The 14991-nt window shown below is 59.2% G+C and carries 17 protein-coding genes; 11 read left to right on the forward strand and 6 right to left on the reverse strand.

Translation table 11 applies throughout. The annotated features are described in order from the left end of the window. Positions 1–11: 11 nt before the first annotated feature. The 4 genes from CKW11_RS10920 to pilG form a co-directional block, all read right to left on the reverse strand. Positions 12–2066 carry a methyl-accepting chemotaxis protein gene (locus CKW11_RS10920; RefSeq protein WP_095137528.1) on the reverse strand — a complete coding sequence of 685 codons (2055 nt, stop codon included), beginning with the start codon at positions 2064–2066 and terminating at the stop codon, positions 12–14. A 200-nt stretch (positions 2067–2266) separates the two neighbouring features. Beyond that, entirely contained in the window at positions 2267–2806 is a 540-nt protein-coding gene (locus CKW11_RS10925; protein WP_095137529.1) for a chemotaxis protein CheW, read from the reverse strand. 10 nt (positions 2807–2816) lie between these two features. Continuing rightward, positions 2817–3182: a twitching motility response regulator PilH gene (gene pilH / locus CKW11_RS10930; protein ID WP_095137530.1), complete on the reverse strand. Its 366-nt coding sequence runs from the start codon at positions 3180–3182 to the stop codon at positions 2817–2819. Between the two features lie 60 nt (positions 3183–3242). Next, a complete protein-coding gene (gene pilG / locus CKW11_RS10935; protein ID WP_003229093.1) occupies positions 3243–3647 on the reverse strand; it encodes a twitching motility response regulator PilG in 405 nt (134 codons plus the stop codon). 225 nt (positions 3648–3872) lie between these two features. Here pilG and gshB point away from each other — a divergent pair, with 225 nt between their 5' ends. The 9 genes from gshB to CKW11_RS10980 all read left to right on the forward strand — a co-directional run bounded on the left by gshB (position 3873) and on the right by CKW11_RS10980 (position 11677). Beyond that, a complete protein-coding gene (gshB, locus tag CKW11_RS10940; RefSeq protein ID WP_095137531.1) occupies positions 3873–4844 on the forward strand; it encodes a glutathione synthase in 972 nt (323 codons plus the stop codon). Between the two features lie 107 nt (positions 4845–4951). Further along, on the forward strand, positions 4952–5851 hold the full coding sequence (locus CKW11_RS10945; RefSeq protein WP_095137532.1) for an energy transducer TonB: 900 nt from the start codon (positions 4952–4954) through the stop codon (positions 5849–5851). Between the two features lie 173 nt (positions 5852–6024). After that, entirely contained in the window at positions 6025–6597 is a 573-nt protein-coding gene (locus tag CKW11_RS10950; protein WP_095137533.1) for a YqgE/AlgH family protein, read from the forward strand. After that, complete coding sequence (gene ruvX / locus CKW11_RS10955; RefSeq protein WP_003229101.1) at positions 6597–7034, forward strand: Holliday junction resolvase RuvX; 438 nt, start codon at positions 6597–6599, stop codon at positions 7032–7034. The genes CKW11_RS10950 and ruvX overlap by 1 nt, the downstream gene beginning before the upstream one ends. Positions 7035–7115: 81 nt before the next feature. Beyond that, positions 7116–7622, forward strand: coding sequence for a bifunctional pyr operon transcriptional regulator/uracil phosphoribosyltransferase PyrR (pyrR, locus tag CKW11_RS10960; protein WP_095137534.1), 507 nt, complete (start codon positions 7116–7118; stop codon positions 7620–7622). A gap of 28 nt (positions 7623–7650) precedes the next feature. Continuing rightward, the gene (locus CKW11_RS10965) at positions 7651–8655 is read left to right on the forward strand and encodes an aspartate carbamoyltransferase catalytic subunit (protein ID WP_003229107.1); all 1005 of its coding nucleotides are present in this window, start codon (positions 7651–7653) and stop codon (positions 8653–8655) included. Next, complete coding sequence (locus tag CKW11_RS10970) at positions 8652–9923, forward strand: dihydroorotase (protein ID WP_095137535.1); 1272 nt, start codon at positions 8652–8654, stop codon at positions 9921–9923. The genes CKW11_RS10965 and CKW11_RS10970 overlap by 4 nt, the downstream gene beginning before the upstream one ends. A 322-nt stretch (positions 9924–10245) precedes the next feature. Beyond that, positions 10246–11232 (forward strand): lipid II-degrading bacteriocin, encoded by a 987-nt coding sequence (locus tag CKW11_RS10975; protein WP_095137536.1) that lies wholly within the window; start codon positions 10246–10248, stop codon positions 11230–11232. Positions 11233–11272: 40 nt separating this feature from the next. Beyond that, the gene (locus tag CKW11_RS10980) at positions 11273–11677 is read left to right on the forward strand and encodes a hypothetical protein (RefSeq protein ID WP_095137537.1); all 405 of its coding nucleotides are present in this window, start codon (positions 11273–11275) and stop codon (positions 11675–11677) included. A 73-nt stretch (positions 11678–11750) separates the two neighbouring features. Here CKW11_RS10980 and CKW11_RS10985 read toward each other — a convergent pair whose 3' ends face one another. After that, positions 11751–12182 (reverse strand): TM2 domain-containing protein, encoded by a 432-nt coding sequence (locus tag CKW11_RS10985; protein WP_095137538.1) that lies wholly within the window; start codon positions 12180–12182, stop codon positions 11751–11753. Positions 12183–12430: 248 nt separating this feature from the next. Here CKW11_RS10985 and CKW11_RS10990 point away from each other — a divergent pair, with 248 nt between their 5' ends. Next, entirely contained in the window at positions 12431–13057 is a 627-nt protein-coding gene (locus CKW11_RS10990) for a C40 family peptidase (protein WP_095137539.1), read from the forward strand. Positions 13058–13189: 132 nt separating this feature from the next. Here the strand turns inward: CKW11_RS10990 and CKW11_RS10995 are convergent, their stop codons facing one another. After that, complete coding sequence (locus CKW11_RS10995; protein ID WP_095137540.1) at positions 13190–14224, reverse strand: type IV pilus twitching motility protein PilT; 1035 nt, start codon at positions 14222–14224, stop codon at positions 13190–13192. Positions 14225–14280: 56 nt separating this feature from the next. Here CKW11_RS10995 and CKW11_RS11000 point away from each other — a divergent pair, with 56 nt between their 5' ends. Next, complete coding sequence (locus CKW11_RS11000) at positions 14281–14967, forward strand: YggS family pyridoxal phosphate-dependent enzyme (protein WP_095137541.1); 687 nt, start codon at positions 14281–14283, stop codon at positions 14965–14967. Positions 14968–14991 lie beyond the last annotated feature (24 nt).

The following is a 14991-nucleotide window of genomic DNA, read 5'->3' on the forward strand; positions in this document are numbered from 1 at the left end:
AACCACTCCACTCACGCCTTGTCCGTCGCGGACGCCGACGGCAAGGTGAAACCGGATACCGAACGGCGCAGCTGACTGGCCATTTTCGCCAGGTTGCCGATGCTCTCGGCGGTGGCGGTCGAGCCGGACGAGGTCTGCGTGGTGATCTGCTGGATCACGTTCATCGTCAGCGAGATCTGCCCGGCCGACGAGGTCTGCTGCTGCGCCGCGTTGGAGATGCTCTGAATCAGCGCGGCAAGGGTCTTCGATACGCCTTCGATTTCTTCCAGGGCCACACCGGCATCCTGCGCCAGCCGCGCGCCGCGCACCACCTCGGTGGTGGTCTGTTCCATGGAAATCACCGCTTCGTTGGTGTCGGTCTGAATCGCACGCACCAGGGTTTCGATCTGCCGGGTGGCGGCGGACGAACGTTCGGCCAGTCGCTGCACTTCGTCGGCGACCACGGCAAAGCCGCGCCCGGCATCCCCGGCCATCGAGGCCTGAATCGCCGCGTTGAGCGCGAGGATGTTGGTCTGGTCGGCAATGTCGTCGATCAGGCTGACGATGTCGCCAATTTCCTGCGACGACTCACCCAGACGCTTGATGCGCTTGGCGGTGTCCTGAATCTGTTCGCGAATGTTGTCCATACCGTGGATGGTGTTGTGCACCACCTCGTTGCCCTTGTTGGCGATTTCCACCGAACGCTCGGCCACCGCCGAGGATTCGGCAGCGTTGGCCGAGACCTGATCGATCGACTGGGCCATGTCGCTGATCGCGGTCGAGGCTTCGGAAATCTGCTGCGCCTGATGTTCCGAGGCCTGGGCCAGGTGCATCGCGGTGGCCTGGGTTTCCTGCACGGCGGCGGCGACCTGGCCGGCGGTGAGGTTGATGGTAGCGACCAGATCGCGCAGTTGATCAACCGAGTAGTTGATCGAGTCGGCGATGGTCCCGGTGAAGTCTTCGGTTACCGAGGCGGTCACCGTCAGGTCGCCATCGGCGAGGTCTTCAATCTCGTCGAGCAGGCGCATGATCGCGTTCTGGTTGCGTTCGTTCTTCTCGGCGGTCTCGCGCAACTGACGGTTGGTTTCACGAACCATGACCAGGCCGATCAGGATGATCGAGGCCAGCGCCAGCAAGCCCAGCACGTAGCCGCCGATGGTGTCGGTGTTGCGCCCGCCGGCGAGGTTTTCGAAACCGCTGGCGAGGTGCGAGGCTTCGTCGAGCAGGGTCTGCGACAGGCTGAAGATGTTGCTCGCCGACTCCCGGACCTTGAACAGTTCCGGCGAGGTTTCGAGGATTTCATCCACGGAGCCGGAGACGAACTGGAACAGCTCGGAGATTTCACTCAAACGGGCGCGGGCATCACGGTCTTCGACCTGGCTGACTTTCAGCGCCGGGTTGCCCTGCAACATGCCGTTGAGCACCTGGCCGAAACGGGTGGCATCGCGGCCGAAAGCGTCGGCGGCCTGCTGCGAATTCTCGTCGCCAGCGAGCACGGTGTTGACCGCGCCAAGGATGCGTTCAGCCAGCAGCGATTGACGTTGGGCCATCGCGACTTGCGCTGCCGGGGCGCCACGTTGCAGGAGGATCTCGACGACTTTTTCGTACTCGATCTGCAATTGCGGCACAGTTTCGGCCAGTGTCGCGGCGACCTGATGCAGCGAGAGCACGGTCTGTTCGCTGGAGAGAATCGCGTCGGTGTTTTTCAGCAGGCGCTCCCAGTCCAGCTGCACCGCGCGCATTTCCGGGCGCACAGTAGCGGGGGCTGGCGGCAGGCCGGTGGCCGGATCACCCTTCTTCAGGTAACCCCAGCGCTGGGCAAAATCGTTACGTGCATCACTCAGCAGCTTGAACGCAGCAGCCTTGCCGGCGGCGGCTTCGGTGGCGTTCTTGGCGATGCGTTGTGACAGCACGCGCAGTTCACCGGCATGACCGATGTACTGCTTGTCATAGTTGGCCTGGGTGTTGAGGTACGCGAAGTTGGCGAACAGCAGCATGATGAACACGATCAGTGCGATGAACAGCACGATGATCTGCGAGCGACTGCGCGACCCTTCTGCCGACTTGCCTGTTTTTGCTTTTGTCATCGGTCCTCGCCTATGAAACCTGCCACGGTCCACTGTGGGATTTGTGGTGAGGGGATTTATCCCCGATGGGTCGCGCAGCGGCCCCAAAACTGAGTTGTATCTGGCACATCGCGAATGCAGGTTTTGGGTTGGCTTCGCCAACCATCGGGGATAAATCCCCTCGCCACAGACCCCCACCCCATAGATTTATGGTGTTTCGGCTAAATCGCGACGCTCATGAACACCGGCGATTTGGCCAGCGCAAACAGGCTGAACACCCGCCAGTTCTGCTCGCGCCGGAAATAGCCTTTGACGAACTCGGCCTTGGAGCCCTGGCGCTTGCTGATCGAGATCGGTTCGAAGCTGTCCTGCGCGAAGTGCTGCAAACCGAACACCTCATCGACCAGCAACCCGGCGAACACATCGTTGTGCTCCACCACCAATACCCGCCGCTGTTTGCGCAATGGCGACAGTTCGTGACCGAAGAATCCGCACAGATCCATGATCGGCAGCAAGCGCCCACGCAGGTTAGCCACCCCTTTGACCCACGGCTTGACCCCGGGCAACTGAGTGCAGCGCGGTTCGTGCAGCACTTCGCTGACTTCGCCCATCGGCGTCACGTACCAATGCTCGCCAAGGCGAAAGCCGATGCCGCTCCAGCGATCCTGACGGCCGGGCTGCGACGGCAGATCCGCCGCCAACAGGCGGCAGCGCTGGTCGATCTGCCACAGCAGCTCGAACGCGGTCAGCGACTGGTTCATGGCCGCGCGATCAACCGGCCAGCACGTTGTTCAGGGTCTTGATCAGCATGTCTTCTTCGACCGGTTTGGTCAGGTAATCCTTCGCGCCCTGGCGCGTGCCCCAGACCTTGTCGGTTTCCTGATCCTTGGTGGTAATGATGATCACCGGGATATGTCCGGTTTCCGGGTCTTTGGTCAGCTGACGGGTCGCCTGGAAACCATTGAGGCCGGGCATGACGATGTCCATCAGTACCGCGTCAGGCTTTTCCTGACGGGCCAGGGCCACGCCGTCGGCGCCGTTTTCGGCCTTGAGCACTTCATGGCCGTGCTTTTCCAGCATGCCGGTGAGTTTGTACATTTCAGTCGGCGAATCATCGACGATCAGGATACGTGCCATGGTCTTCCCCATTTTTCTTGTCGACCCCCGGCCCGCTGGCCGAGCGTCACTGTACGTGTCTTACTGCGGCAAAACGGCGGCGAAGCCCGGAACATGGGCCTGAATCGCGTCGAGCAGTTCTTCCTTGCTGAAAGGCTTGGTCAAAAATTGATCAGAACCGACAATCCGCCCCTTGGCCTTGTCGAACAGCCCGTCACGCGACGACAGCATGATCACCGGCGTGGCCTTGAACGCACTGTTGTTCTTGATTAAAGCGCAGGTCTGATAACCATCCAGACGCGGCATCATGATGTCGACAAAAATGATCCCGGGGTGGTGATCGGCGATCTTCGCCAACGCGTCGAAACCGTCGATGGCCGTGATGACTTCGCAGCCCACATTTTTCAACAGCGTTTCGGCGGTGCGACGAATCGTTTTCGAGTCATCGATCACCATGACCTTCAAGGCGCTGGACTGCTGTTCCATAAGAGGGCTCTACCGTCGCCTTTGCGAATCAAATTGTCCGTTTTGCGATGAGTAATGGCTGGAAACCCTTGATGCTCAAGGGCCAGCACGCTATGCCAGCCTTTTTAGCACAGTCTCCAGATGCAATCTATCGACGGGTTTTTCCTTGACCGAAAACCCTGCCAGCGCCACTCTGGCGGCACTTTTTCAATACCGATCCGGTAGCCAATTTTCGAGGAAAACCCAATGAGCGTTCGCGTCGGGATTGTCATGGACCCTATCGCCAGCATTTCCTATAAAAAGGATAGCTCGCTGGCCATGCTGCTGGCCGCGCAGAAACGTGGCTGGGAACTGTTCTACATGGAGCAGCGCGACCTGTATCAGGCCGAAGGTCAGGCCCGGGCGCGCATGAAGCCGCTGAAAGTCTTCGCCAACCCGGAAAAATGGTTCGAACTGGACGCCGAGCAGGACAACCTGCTGAGCGACCTCGACGTGATCCTGATGCGCAAGGATCCGCCGTTCGACATGGAGTTCGTCTACTCCACCTACTTGCTGGAACAGGCCGAAACCGCCGGCGTGCTGGTGGTCAACAAGCCGCAGAGTCTGCGCGACTGCAACGAAAAACTGTTCGCCACGCTGTTCCCGCAGTGCACGCCGCCAACTATCGTCAGCCGTCGCGCCGATGTGCTGCGTGAGTTCGCTGCCAAACACGGTGACGTGATCCTCAAGCCGCTGGACGGCATGGGCGGTACTTCGATTTTCCGTCATCGTGCCGGTGATCCGAACCTGTCGGTGATTCTGGAAACCCTGACCGCCCTCGGCAATCAGCAGATCATGGGCCAGGCCTACCTGCCGGCGATCAAGGACGGCGACAAGCGCATCCTGATGATCGACGGCGAGCCGGTGGATTACTGCCTGGCGCGAATTCCGGCCCAGGGCGAAACCCGTGGCAACCTCGCGGCCGGTGGTCGTGGTGAAGCCCGGCCGTTGACCGACAAGGATCGCTGGATCGCCGCCCAGGTCGGCCCGACTTTGCGCGAGAAAGGCCTGCTGTTCGTCGGTCTGGACGTGATCGGTGAAAACCTCACCGAAATCAACGTCACCAGCCCGACCTGCATCCGCGAAATCGACAACGCTTTCGGTACCGATATCGGCGGCATGCTGATGGATGCCATCGACAAGAAGCTGCAAGCCGCCGGCAAAAAGCCGCAAGCTTGACGTGTGTCACATGCAGCCTGTCGCTTGAAGCGTGAAGCCCAAGGCGCGAAACCAACATTGCGTTATCATGCGCAGCCTCTGAAAAACGCGATGTTGGTTTTCTTGTCATGACCCTCCCGTCCGATCTGCCCGCAGAACTCGCCCATCGTGGCGTGCGCCCGGCCGATCGCCTCGGTTTTACCCTGTTTCTCGCGGCGCTGATTCACCTGGCGCTGCTGCTTGGCGTCGGCTTCACCATGGTCGAGCCCAAGCAGATCAGCAAAACCCTGGAAATCACCCTCGCCACCTTCAAAAGTGAAAAGAAGCCTGAGAAGGCTGATTTCCTCGCTCAGGAAAACCAGGAAGGCAGCGGCACCCTCGACAAGAAGGCGATCCCCAAGACCACCGAGGTCGCGCCGTTCCAGGACAATCAAGTCAAGAAGGTCACCCCGCCTCCGGCCGCCAAACCGGAAGTACGCGAGGCCGCGCCCAAGGCTGCGGTGACCACCGTGGCGCCGAAACAGCAAAAGGCACCGACCAAGAAAGAAGAAACCAGGACCGAGACCAAACCTGCGGTCAACGCGCCGACGTTCGACAGTTCACAGCTGTCCAGCGACATCGCCAGCCTTGAAGCGGAACTGGCCAACGAACAACAGCTGTACGCCAAGCGCCCGCGTATCCACCGTTTGAGCGCGGCCTCGACCATGCGCGACAAGGGCGCCTGGTACAAGGATGACTGGCGCAAGAAGGTCGAGCGCATCGGCAACCTCAATTACCCGGAAGAAGCGCGGCGCAAGCAGATTTACGGCAACCTGCGCTTGATGGTCTCGATCAACCGCGACGGCTCTCTGTATGAAGTGCTGGTGCTGGAATCCTCCGGCCAGCCGCTGCTGGATCAGGCGGCGCAGCGCATTGTCCGGTTGGCGGCACCGTTCGCGCCGTTTACCGGTGATCTGTCGGATATCGACCGACTGGAAATCATCCGCACCTGGAAATTCGCCCGGGGCGACAAGCTCTCGAGCAATTAAGAACACTGCAAAACCCCTGTGGGAGCGGGCTTGCTCGCGAATGCGGTGGGTCAGCTACATTGACTTTGCCTGACACGCCCTCTTCGCGAGCAAGCCCGCTCCCACCCTTTGATCTGCGTTGTTCTCTGATCGTCAGCTTGTCAGTTTGCCCCTACGACGCCACACTATCGCTCATGAAAAACGTCAGCCCCAGCTACCTCAAGCATCACTTCCTGATCGCCATGCCGCACATGGCCGACCCGAACTTTGCCCACACCTTGACCTACATCGTCGAGCACACGGCCAATGGCGCCATGGGGCTGGTGGTCAATCGACCGCAAGAGCTGAATCTGGCTGACATTCTCGAGCAATTGCGCCCGGACATCGATCCGCCAGCGCTGTGCCAGCATGTGCCGATCTTCATTGGTGGCCCGGTGCAGACCGATCGCGGGTTCGTCCTGCACCCGTCGGGCAAGACCTTTCAGGCCACCGTCGAGCTCGAAGGTGATCTGGCGCTGTCCACCTCGCAGGACGTGCTTTTCGCCATCGCCGACGGCGTAGGCCCGGCGAAAAGCGTAATCACCCTTGGTTATGCCGGTTGGGAAGCCGGGCAACTGGAGGCTGAACTGGCCGACAACGCCTGGCTGACCTGCCCGTACGACGCCGACATCCTGTTCAACACCAGCAGCGAGCTGCGTCTGGAAGCGGCGGCACGGCATCTGGGGATCAACCTCAGCCTGCTGACCAGTCAGGCGGGGCACGCCTGATGGCCCTGCGCCTGATTCTCGGCTTCGACTACGGCACCAAACAGATCGGCGTTGCGGTCGGCCAGGTAATTACCGGCCAGGCCCGCGAGCTGTGCACCCTGAAAGCGCAGAACGGCGTACCCGACTGGAATCAGGTCGAAGCGCTGTTCAAGGAATGGAAACCCGACGCCGTGGTGGTCGGCCTGCCGCTGAACATGGACGGTACGCCCAGCGAGATGTGCCTGCGCGCGGAGAAATTCGCCCGCCGTCTCAATGGCCGTTTCAATGTGCCCTTCTATACCCACGACGAACGCCTGACCACCTTTGAAGCCAAGGGTGAGCGACTGGTGCGTGGCGGGCAGAAAGGCAGTTACCGCGACAACCCGGTGGATGCCATCGCCGCCGCCCTGCTGTTGCAGGGCTGGCTCGATGAAAACACTGCATTGTTTGAATCCTGACAAGCGCTTCGGCGCTTTTCTTTTGGTTATAAACCCAGCCACGTCCGGCAGGACGCGGCTCGGAATCACGAAGGAGCAACCATGAGCCTGCCCAATCCCGCCGATCTGATCAGCCAGATGGCGACCCGCCTCAAGGCGCACCTTGCACAGCGTGATATCAGCGAGCCGCGTTACATCGGCATTCGCACCGGCGGCATCTGGGTCGCTCAGGCCTTGCTCAAGGAATTGGCCAGCGATGCGCCACTGGGCACACTGGATGTTTCCTTCTACCGCGACGACTTCAGCCAGAACGGCCTGCACCCGCAAGTGCGCCCGTCGGCCCTGCCCTTCGAAATCGAAGGCCAGCATCTGGTGCTGATCGACGACGTACTGATGAGCGGCCGCACCATCCGCGCCGCCATGAACGAACTGTTCGACTACGGCCGGCCGGCCAGCGTGACCCTGGTCTGCCTGCTCGACCTGGACGCCGGCGAGCTGCCGATCTGTCCGAACGTGGTGGGTGCGACCCTGTCGCTGGCTGCCAATGAGCGGGTCAAGCTGTCCGGCCCGGAGCCGCTGACGCTCGAACTGCAAGACCTGAATTCCTAACCCGCCCTTATTGAGAGTCCCCCTCGCGATGACGCCTCTAGATACCAAGCGCCCGCTGCAGCTCAATGATCAGGGCCAGCTGCGCCACTTCCTCTCGCTCGACGGCCTGCGCCGCGAGTTGCTGACGGAAATCCTCGACACTGCCGACTCGTTCCTCGAAGTCGGTGCCCGGGCGGTGAAGAAGGTCCCGTTGCTGCGCGGCAAGACCGTGTGCAACGTGTTCTTCGAAAACTCCACCCGCACCCGCACCACCTTCGAACTGGCGGCCCAGCGGCTGTCGGCGGACGTGATCACCCTGAACGTGTCGACCTCGTCGGCCAGTAAAGGTGAAACCCTGCTCGACACCCTGCGCAACCTCGAAGCCATGGCCGCCGACATGTTCGTCGTGCGCCACGGTGATTCCGGCGCGGCACACTTCATCGCCGAACACGTCTGCCCGCAGGTGGCAATCATCAACGGCGGCGACGGCCGTCACGCGCACCCGACCCAGGGCATGCTCGACATGCTCACCATCCGTCGGCACAAGGGCGGTTTCGAAAACCTCTCGGTGGCGATCGTCGGCGACATCCTGCACTCGCGGGTGGCGCGCTCGAACATGCTCGCGCTGAAGACCCTCGGCTGCCCGGACATCCGCGTGATCGCGCCGAAGACTCTGTTGCCGATCGGCATCGAGCAGTACGGCGTCAAGGTCTACACCGACATGAACGAAGGCCTGAAGGACGTCGACGTGGTGATCATGCTGCGCCTGCAGCGTGAGCGCATGACCGGTGGCCTGCTGCCGAGCGAAGGCGAGTTCTATCGCCTGTTCGGCCTGACCACCGCGCGTCTGGCCGGGGCCAAACCCGATTGCATCGTCATGCACCCGGGGCCAATCAACCGTGGCGTGGAAATCGAGTCCGCGGTGGCCGACGGCCCGCACTCAGTGATCCTCAATCAAGTCACCTACGGCATCGCCATCCGCATGGCCGTGCTGTCGATGGCCATGAGCGGGCAAACAGCGCAACGTCAATTCGAGCAGGAGAACGCCCAGTGAAGCTCAGCATTCTCGGCGCCCGCGTCATCGATCCAAGCAGTGGTCTGGATCAAATCACCGACATTCACGTTGAAGCCTGCAAGATCGTCGCCCTCGGCGCCGCACCGGCCGGTTTCACCGCAGTGGAAACCATCGACGCCAACGGTCTGGTTGCAGCACCCGGTCTGGTCGACCTGAACGTGGCCCTGCGCGAGCCGGGCTACAGCCGCAAAGGCACGATCGCCAGCGAAACCCGCGCCGCAGCGGCCGGCGGCGTGACCAGCCTGTGCTGCCCGCCGAAAACCAAACCTGTACTCGACACCTCGGCCGTGGCCGAACTGATCCTCGACCGCGCCCGCGAAGCCGGCAACACCAAGGTGTTCCCGATCGGCGCGCTGAGCAAAGGTCTGGATGGCGAACAGCTTGCAGAGCTGGTGGCGCTGCGCGACGCCGGGTGCGTGGCGTTCGGCAACGGTCTGGAGAGCTTCCGCAACACCCGCACCCTGTGCCGGGCATTGGAATACGCGGCGACCTTCGACCTGACGGTGATTTTCAATTCACAAGATCACGATCTGGCCGATGGCGGTCTGGCCCATGAAGGCGCGGTCGCCAGTTTCCTCGGCCTGCCGGGGATTCCGGAAACCGCGGAAACCGTGGCTCTGGCTCGCGATCTGCTGCTGGTCGAGCAGACCGGCGTGCGCGCGCACTTCAGCCAACTGACCAGCGCGCGCGGCGTGGCTCTGATCGCTCAGGCGCAGGCCCGTGGCTTGAAGGTCACCGCCGATGTCGCTCTGTATCAGTTGATCCTCACCGATGAAGCGCTGATCGACTTCAGCAGCCTGTATCACGTGCAACCGCCGCTGCGCACCCGCGCCGACCGCGACGGCCTGCGTGAAGCGGTGAAGTCCGGAGTGATTTCGGCGATCTCCAGCCATCACCAGCCGCACGAACGCGACGCCAAACTGGCACCGTTCGGCGCGACCGAGCCGGGCATCAGCAGCGTGGAGTTGCTGCTGCCGCTGGCGATGACGCTGGTTGAGGATGGTTTACTGGATCTGCCGACCCTGCTGGCGCGCCTGAGCGCTGGTCCAGCCGAGGCGCTGCGTCTGCCGGCGGGCAAACTGGCGGTGGGCGGTGCGGCGGATATCGTACTGTTCGATCCGAAGGCATCCACCGTGGCCGGCGAAGGCTGGCTGTCGAAGGGCGAGAACTGCCCGTTCCTTGGGCACACCCTTCCGGGTGTGGTGCGTTACACACTGGTGGATGGGCGGATCAGTCACCAGGCCTGAAGACAAGAGATAGCAGGCTGCAATGGCCTGCTATCTCTTGAGTTTCATTTGATTTGCGACAAACATTTTTATGAATAAGATTCCCTCAAAATCATTGCCCGCAACAGACATCTCCTTCCCGCCACTCCCGCCGATAGGCCTACACCAAGTGGCGTAGGAAAGCGGCCGCCCGTCGTAAAGAAATATCCAACGCTTTACCCTCCTGTAAAAACAGCTTAGACACAATCAGAAACAGCCTACAAAGTTACTGTAGGCGACATATACGCACAGCCATTAATATCAAACCGTCAGAAGGACAACCAATACCCACAAGGATGAACATATGAAAAATGGACTTACGCTTCCCCCTATTGTCACCAGAGGTACAACAGGAAACTCTGGCGGCTTTACAGTGGACACCGGATTCAGCTGGGGAACCTACGCAGTAGCAGACTGGCAAGGCGCTGGAGAAGCCATCATTACAAATAACGGCCAAACCTACTCACTACCAATGAGCACTGGCCCCGTAATAACCTCAGCAGAAATGGATATGTTTCATGCTTGGCTTGAAATGAAATCCGGAATCAAAGCCTTCACCTATGAACTGCAAATGGTCAGCAAGGCAATTAATAACGACACCTTGGGTGGAATTCGAGAACTTTGGAGAATCACAGAAAGCGACAACTACTTACTAAACAGCTCCACCATTATCAGCCATGGTTACTTCAAGAACAAAGTCATCAACTTCAGCCTGGCTGATTCATTCGCGGCACAGCAAAAACTAAGCCCCATAGAAGCGTTGATCAAAGTCTCAGCCACTGCCCCGTACAACCTGAATTACGAAACACTCACAACAGAGCTCTCAGGAGGCACCTTTAGCCCGATCAAAGCTTTCGCTCATTATCTTTGGGGTAATGGTGAAAGGATGAGGGTTAACATCAATAATATTGGTCTGAATGTCAGGGCCAATGAACTTCCATTATTGGCAGGCTCTATCGCAAGCACCCGAGAGGCTGGTACTTATTACTTATCTGACCCCAAGATTCCTTACGCCACTATCAATGACAGCAGCGTCACGGCAGCTTATCTAGGAAGAATAACGTTAAAAATGGAAGGAAATTTCACCCGGGACAATGCAGGATCATGGGTTTTCGATGGTGTCATCAGAGCCTACACAGATACTTACGACTTCGACGCAAGCAACAGATCAACTGCCCTTGAGTTATTAACGACAGCAGGCAGGGTATTTTCCGGAACGCACTATGAGATCGAAATCTTCGGTGACCATCAAATAAGGCTAAGCGGAACCGGGTTTAATGCCACCCCATAAACATAAATATTTTTATAGACACCTGCGCAACGGAGAGCGAATGAGCAGAACTTACAAGCTTTCAAGCCACATATACCTGACCACTCTCGCACTTACATCTGGCGCAGGAGTACTCATACTAGTAAAGAACCTCGAAACAGAAACTTATGGTGTTAATCAGGATTCAATCGGCCTGCCCATTGGTGTAACGCTGATTATTTTTCTTACGCTGACGCTAACGCACCTACTGCAGGTTCTCTTATTACGCTGGGCACACACTAAATCATTCGCAAGTCTGTTATTGAAAATATCAGCCTACTTGATTGCAACAGTATCGCTGATGATTTTGGTCGACCGGATTGTGTACTGGTCCATGCCCCATCACGCCATCATTGCAATACTTTATGGTGTCACTGCTCTTACGTTTGTCGTTTTTCAAATGCAAACCTTCGCTCATTTGAAATAACACAGATGCAATACCGGAATTCGAGGGGCCTGCCAGCGCACGAACTGCGCCCGCGGCCTGCCCCTCTTTTCATTTACTGGAAGGCGCCGCGATTCTGCGCGTTGCGCACCGAAACCTGATCATTCAGCGTCCAGAAGTCATACAGCACCCCCAGAAAGAACAACCCGCCAGTCAGCAGATACAGCAATCCGCTGATCCACTTGCCCTGGTACATCCGGTGCACGCCGAATACGCCCAGGAACGTCAGCAGAATCCACGCCACGTTGTATTCGATCGGCCCTGCGGTGAAGCGCAGATCCGCCTCGCGATCCATTGCCGGGATCAGGAACACGTCGATCAGCCAGCCAATGCCCAACAGACCGAAGGTGAAGAACCAGATCGTCCCGGTCACCGGCTTGCCGTAATAGAAGCGGTGAGCGCCGGTGAAACCAAAAATCCACAGCAGATAACCGATGATTTTGCTGTGTGTATCCTGCGGTGCAGCAACCTGCTGATAGCGGTTCATGAAGACCTCGATTCACACGATAGATAAATTTTCTTTAATTCTTTGTGACTTTTTTACATGTAGCCGACGTACGGCAAATGTTACCGTGTCGTCCGTCAAAGCCTTATAGCACCGGACTTCTGTCCGACAATTGCGTCCGTTTGCCGCTTGTTTGGTTCCGTTGCCCTCCGATGGAATCGACCAACGGCCTCGGAAGGGACAAAAAAGCTGTTATAAAGTTGCGCGCTACCACATAAGAGCCACGCCTAATGCGACCATTTTTCAAGACATGGCTAACTATTTGCCTATTAATGCCACTGGCCGCCCACGCCACCAATCGTGAGCAACGTCTTCCCAACGTTAACGGTTTCACCCCTAAATCCCATGCTTCGGCTCCTTCGAGCAAGAGCAGCAAACAAACGAAACACACCACGCTCGCCAGCAAGAATAACGGCAAGCTGGTGCCACCGATGGCCAACAAGGAAAGCAGCAACGTCCTGAGCCGTGCGGTGAACGTCCTCGGTACTCCATACCGTTGGGGCGGCAGCAGCCCAAGTAAAGGCTTCGATTGCAGCGGGCTGGTGAAATATGCGTTCAACGATGCCACGTTCGACCTGCCACGCACCTCCAACGCGATGGCCAGCGGACATGGCGAGAAAGTCGAACGCAAGGATCTGAAACCGGGCGACCTGATTTTCTTCAACATCAAGAGCCGTCGGGTCAACCACGTTGCCATCTACCTGGGCAACGACCGCTTCATCCACGCACCACGCCGTGGCAAAGCGGTGAGCATCGATACGCTGAACAAGCCGTACTGGCAGCAGCATTACGTGGTTGCCAAGCGTGTGTTGCCGAAAGAACCGGCTGGCAAACAGATGCGTGTGGTTCAGCGCTGAGTCGACTGATCCGGAATCTGTTCAGGCAGTACTGTCCCCTTCGCGAGCAAGCCCGCTCCCACATGGAAATGCATTTCAGTGTGGGAGCGGGCTTGCTCGCGAAGAGGCCAGTGAAAGCAACACAAGCCTCTCTTAGAAATTATCCGGCGTACGCGCCTTTTCCCGCGCATGCTCGCGGCTGATCAAGCCCTTGGTCACCAGCTCCTTCAGGCACATGTCGAGTGTCTGCATCCCCAACGAACCGCCGGTCTGAATCGCCGAATACATCTGCGCCACCTTGTCCTCGCGGATCAGGTTCCGGATCGCCGACGTTCCCAGCATGATCTCGTGCGCGGCCACCCGTCCGCCGCCGACTTTCTTGATCAGCGTCTGCGACACCACGGCCAGCAACGACTCCGACAGCATCGAGCGCACCATGGACTTCTCGTCGCCCGGGAACACATCGACAACACGGTCGATGGTCTTGGCGGCTGACGTCGTGTGCAGCGTGCCGAACACCAGATGCCCGGTCTCGGCAGCGGTCAGGGCCAGGCGAATGGTTTCCAGATCGCGCATCTCGCCAACCAGAATCACGTCCGGGTCTTCACGCAGTGCCGAGCGCAGCGCCGTGGCGAAGCTGCGGGTATCGCGATGGACTTCGCGCTGATTGATCAGGCATTTGCGCGATTCGTGGACAAACTCGATCGGGTCTTCGATGGTGAGGATGTGGTGATGGCGATGGGTGTTGAGGTAATCAATCATCGCCGCCAGCGTGGTCGACTTGCCGGACCCGGTCGGCCCGGTCACCAGCACCAGCCCGCGCGGCGCATCGGTGATCTTGCGAAAGACGTCGCCCATGCCGAGGTCTTCCATGCTCAGCACTTTCGAGGGAATGGTGCGGAACACCGCGCCGGCGCCGCGGTTCTGGTTAAACGCATTGACCCGAAAGCGCGCCACGCCGGGGACTTCGAACGAGAAATCCGTTTCCAGGTGTTTCTCGAAGTCGACCCGCTGGGTGTCGTTCATGATGTCGTAGATCAATTCGTGCACTTGCTTGTGATCCAGCGCCGGCAGATTGATCCGCCGCACATCGCCATCGACGCGGATCATCGGCGGCAGACCGGCCGACAAGTGCAGGTCGGAAGCGCCCTGTTTGGCGCTGAACGCCAGCAATTCAGTGATATCCATAGCGCTCCTCAATTCCAGTAGAATGCCGCGAACCTACAGACCGCCGGCGCCTCTTGATGTCCACGATAGCAGACAACATCCAACTGGTTAGTTCGCGCATCCAGGCTGCCACCGCAGCGGCCGGGCGCAGTGAAAACAGCGTGCAGTTGCTGGCGGTCAGCAAGACCAAACCCGCACAAGACCTGCGTGAAGCCCATGCCGCCGGCCTGCGTGACTTCGGTGAGAATTATCTGCAGGAAGCCTTGGGCAAACAGCTCGAACTGGCCGACCTGCCCTTGATCTGGCACTTCATCGGCCCCATTCAATCGAACAAGACTCGCGCCATCGCCGAGCATTTCGACTGGGTGCACTCCGTGGATCGCTTGAAAATCGCCCAACGCCTGTCCGAGCAGCGCCCGGCCGAGCTCCCGCCGCTGAACATCTGCATTCAGGTCAACGTCAGTGGTGAGGCCAGCAAGTCTGGCTGCACTCCGGCCGACCTGCCGGCGCTGGCCGAGGCCATCAGCGCCCTGCCCCGGTTGAAACTGCGCGGGCTGATGGCGATTCCCGAGCCGACCGAAGATCGCGCCGAACAAGATGCCGCTTTTGCTGCCGTGCAACGTTTGCAGGCCAGCCTGAATCTGCCGCTCGACACACTTTCCATGGGCATGAGCCACGACCTCGAATCGGCCATCGCTCAAGGCGCCACTTGGGTGCGGATCGGTACCGCCCTGTTTGGCGCCAGAGATTACGGTCAGCAATGACCGACAGCCATCTGAAAAAGGACC

Origin of the sequence: Pseudomonas sp. Irchel s3a10 (genome assembly GCF_900187525.1) — a bacterium.
Classification (GTDB): domain Bacteria; phylum Pseudomonadota; class Gammaproteobacteria; order Pseudomonadales; family Pseudomonadaceae; genus Aquipseudomonas; species Aquipseudomonas koreensis_G.

Bases quoted from the DNA above. Each gene is read 5' to 3' on its own strand.
- gshB (WP_095137531.1), top strand. From the start codon at position 3,873: ATGAGCGTTCGCGTCGGGATTGTCATGGACCCTATCGCCAGCATTTCC.
- CKW11_RS10990 (WP_095137539.1), top strand. From the start codon at position 12,431: ATGCGACCATTTTTCAAGACATGGCTAACTATTTGCCTATTAATGCCA.
- CKW11_RS10920 (WP_095137528.1), bottom strand. From the start codon at position 2,066: ATGACAAAAGCAAAAACAGGCAAGTCGGCAGAAGGGTCGCGCAGTCGC.
- CKW11_RS10980 (WP_095137537.1), top strand. From the start codon at position 11,273: ATGAGCAGAACTTACAAGCTTTCAAGCCACATATACCTGACCACTCTC.
- pilH (WP_095137530.1), bottom strand. From the start codon at position 3,182: ATGGCACGTATCCTGATCGTCGATGATTCGCCGACTGAAATGTACAAA.
- pyrR (WP_095137534.1), top strand. From the start codon at position 7,116: ATGAGCCTGCCCAATCCCGCCGATCTGATCAGCCAGATGGCGACCCGC.
- ruvX (WP_003229101.1), top strand. From the start codon at position 6,597: ATGGCCCTGCGCCTGATTCTCGGCTTCGACTACGGCACCAAACAGATC.
- CKW11_RS10975 (WP_095137536.1), top strand. From the start codon at position 10,246: ATGAAAAATGGACTTACGCTTCCCCCTATTGTCACCAGAGGTACAACA.
- CKW11_RS10945 (WP_095137532.1), top strand. From the start codon at position 4,952: ATGACCCTCCCGTCCGATCTGCCCGCAGAACTCGCCCATCGTGGCGTG.
- CKW11_RS10965 (WP_003229107.1), top strand. From the start codon at position 7,651: ATGACGCCTCTAGATACCAAGCGCCCGCTGCAGCTCAATGATCAGGGC.
- pilG (WP_003229093.1), bottom strand. From the start codon at position 3,647: ATGGAACAGCAGTCCAGCGCCTTGAAGGTCATGGTGATCGATGACTCG.
- CKW11_RS10925 (WP_095137529.1), bottom strand. From the start codon at position 2,806: ATGAACCAGTCGCTGACCGCGTTCGAGCTGCTGTGGCAGATCGACCAG.
- CKW11_RS10985 (WP_095137538.1), bottom strand. From the start codon at position 12,182: ATGAACCGCTATCAGCAGGTTGCTGCACCGCAGGATACACACAGCAAA.
- CKW11_RS11000 (WP_095137541.1), top strand. From the start codon at position 14,281: ATGTCCACGATAGCAGACAACATCCAACTGGTTAGTTCGCGCATCCAG.
- CKW11_RS10950 (WP_095137533.1), top strand. From the start codon at position 6,025: ATGAAAAACGTCAGCCCCAGCTACCTCAAGCATCACTTCCTGATCGCC.
- CKW11_RS10995 (WP_095137540.1), bottom strand. From the start codon at position 14,224: ATGGATATCACTGAATTGCTGGCGTTCAGCGCCAAACAGGGCGCTTCC.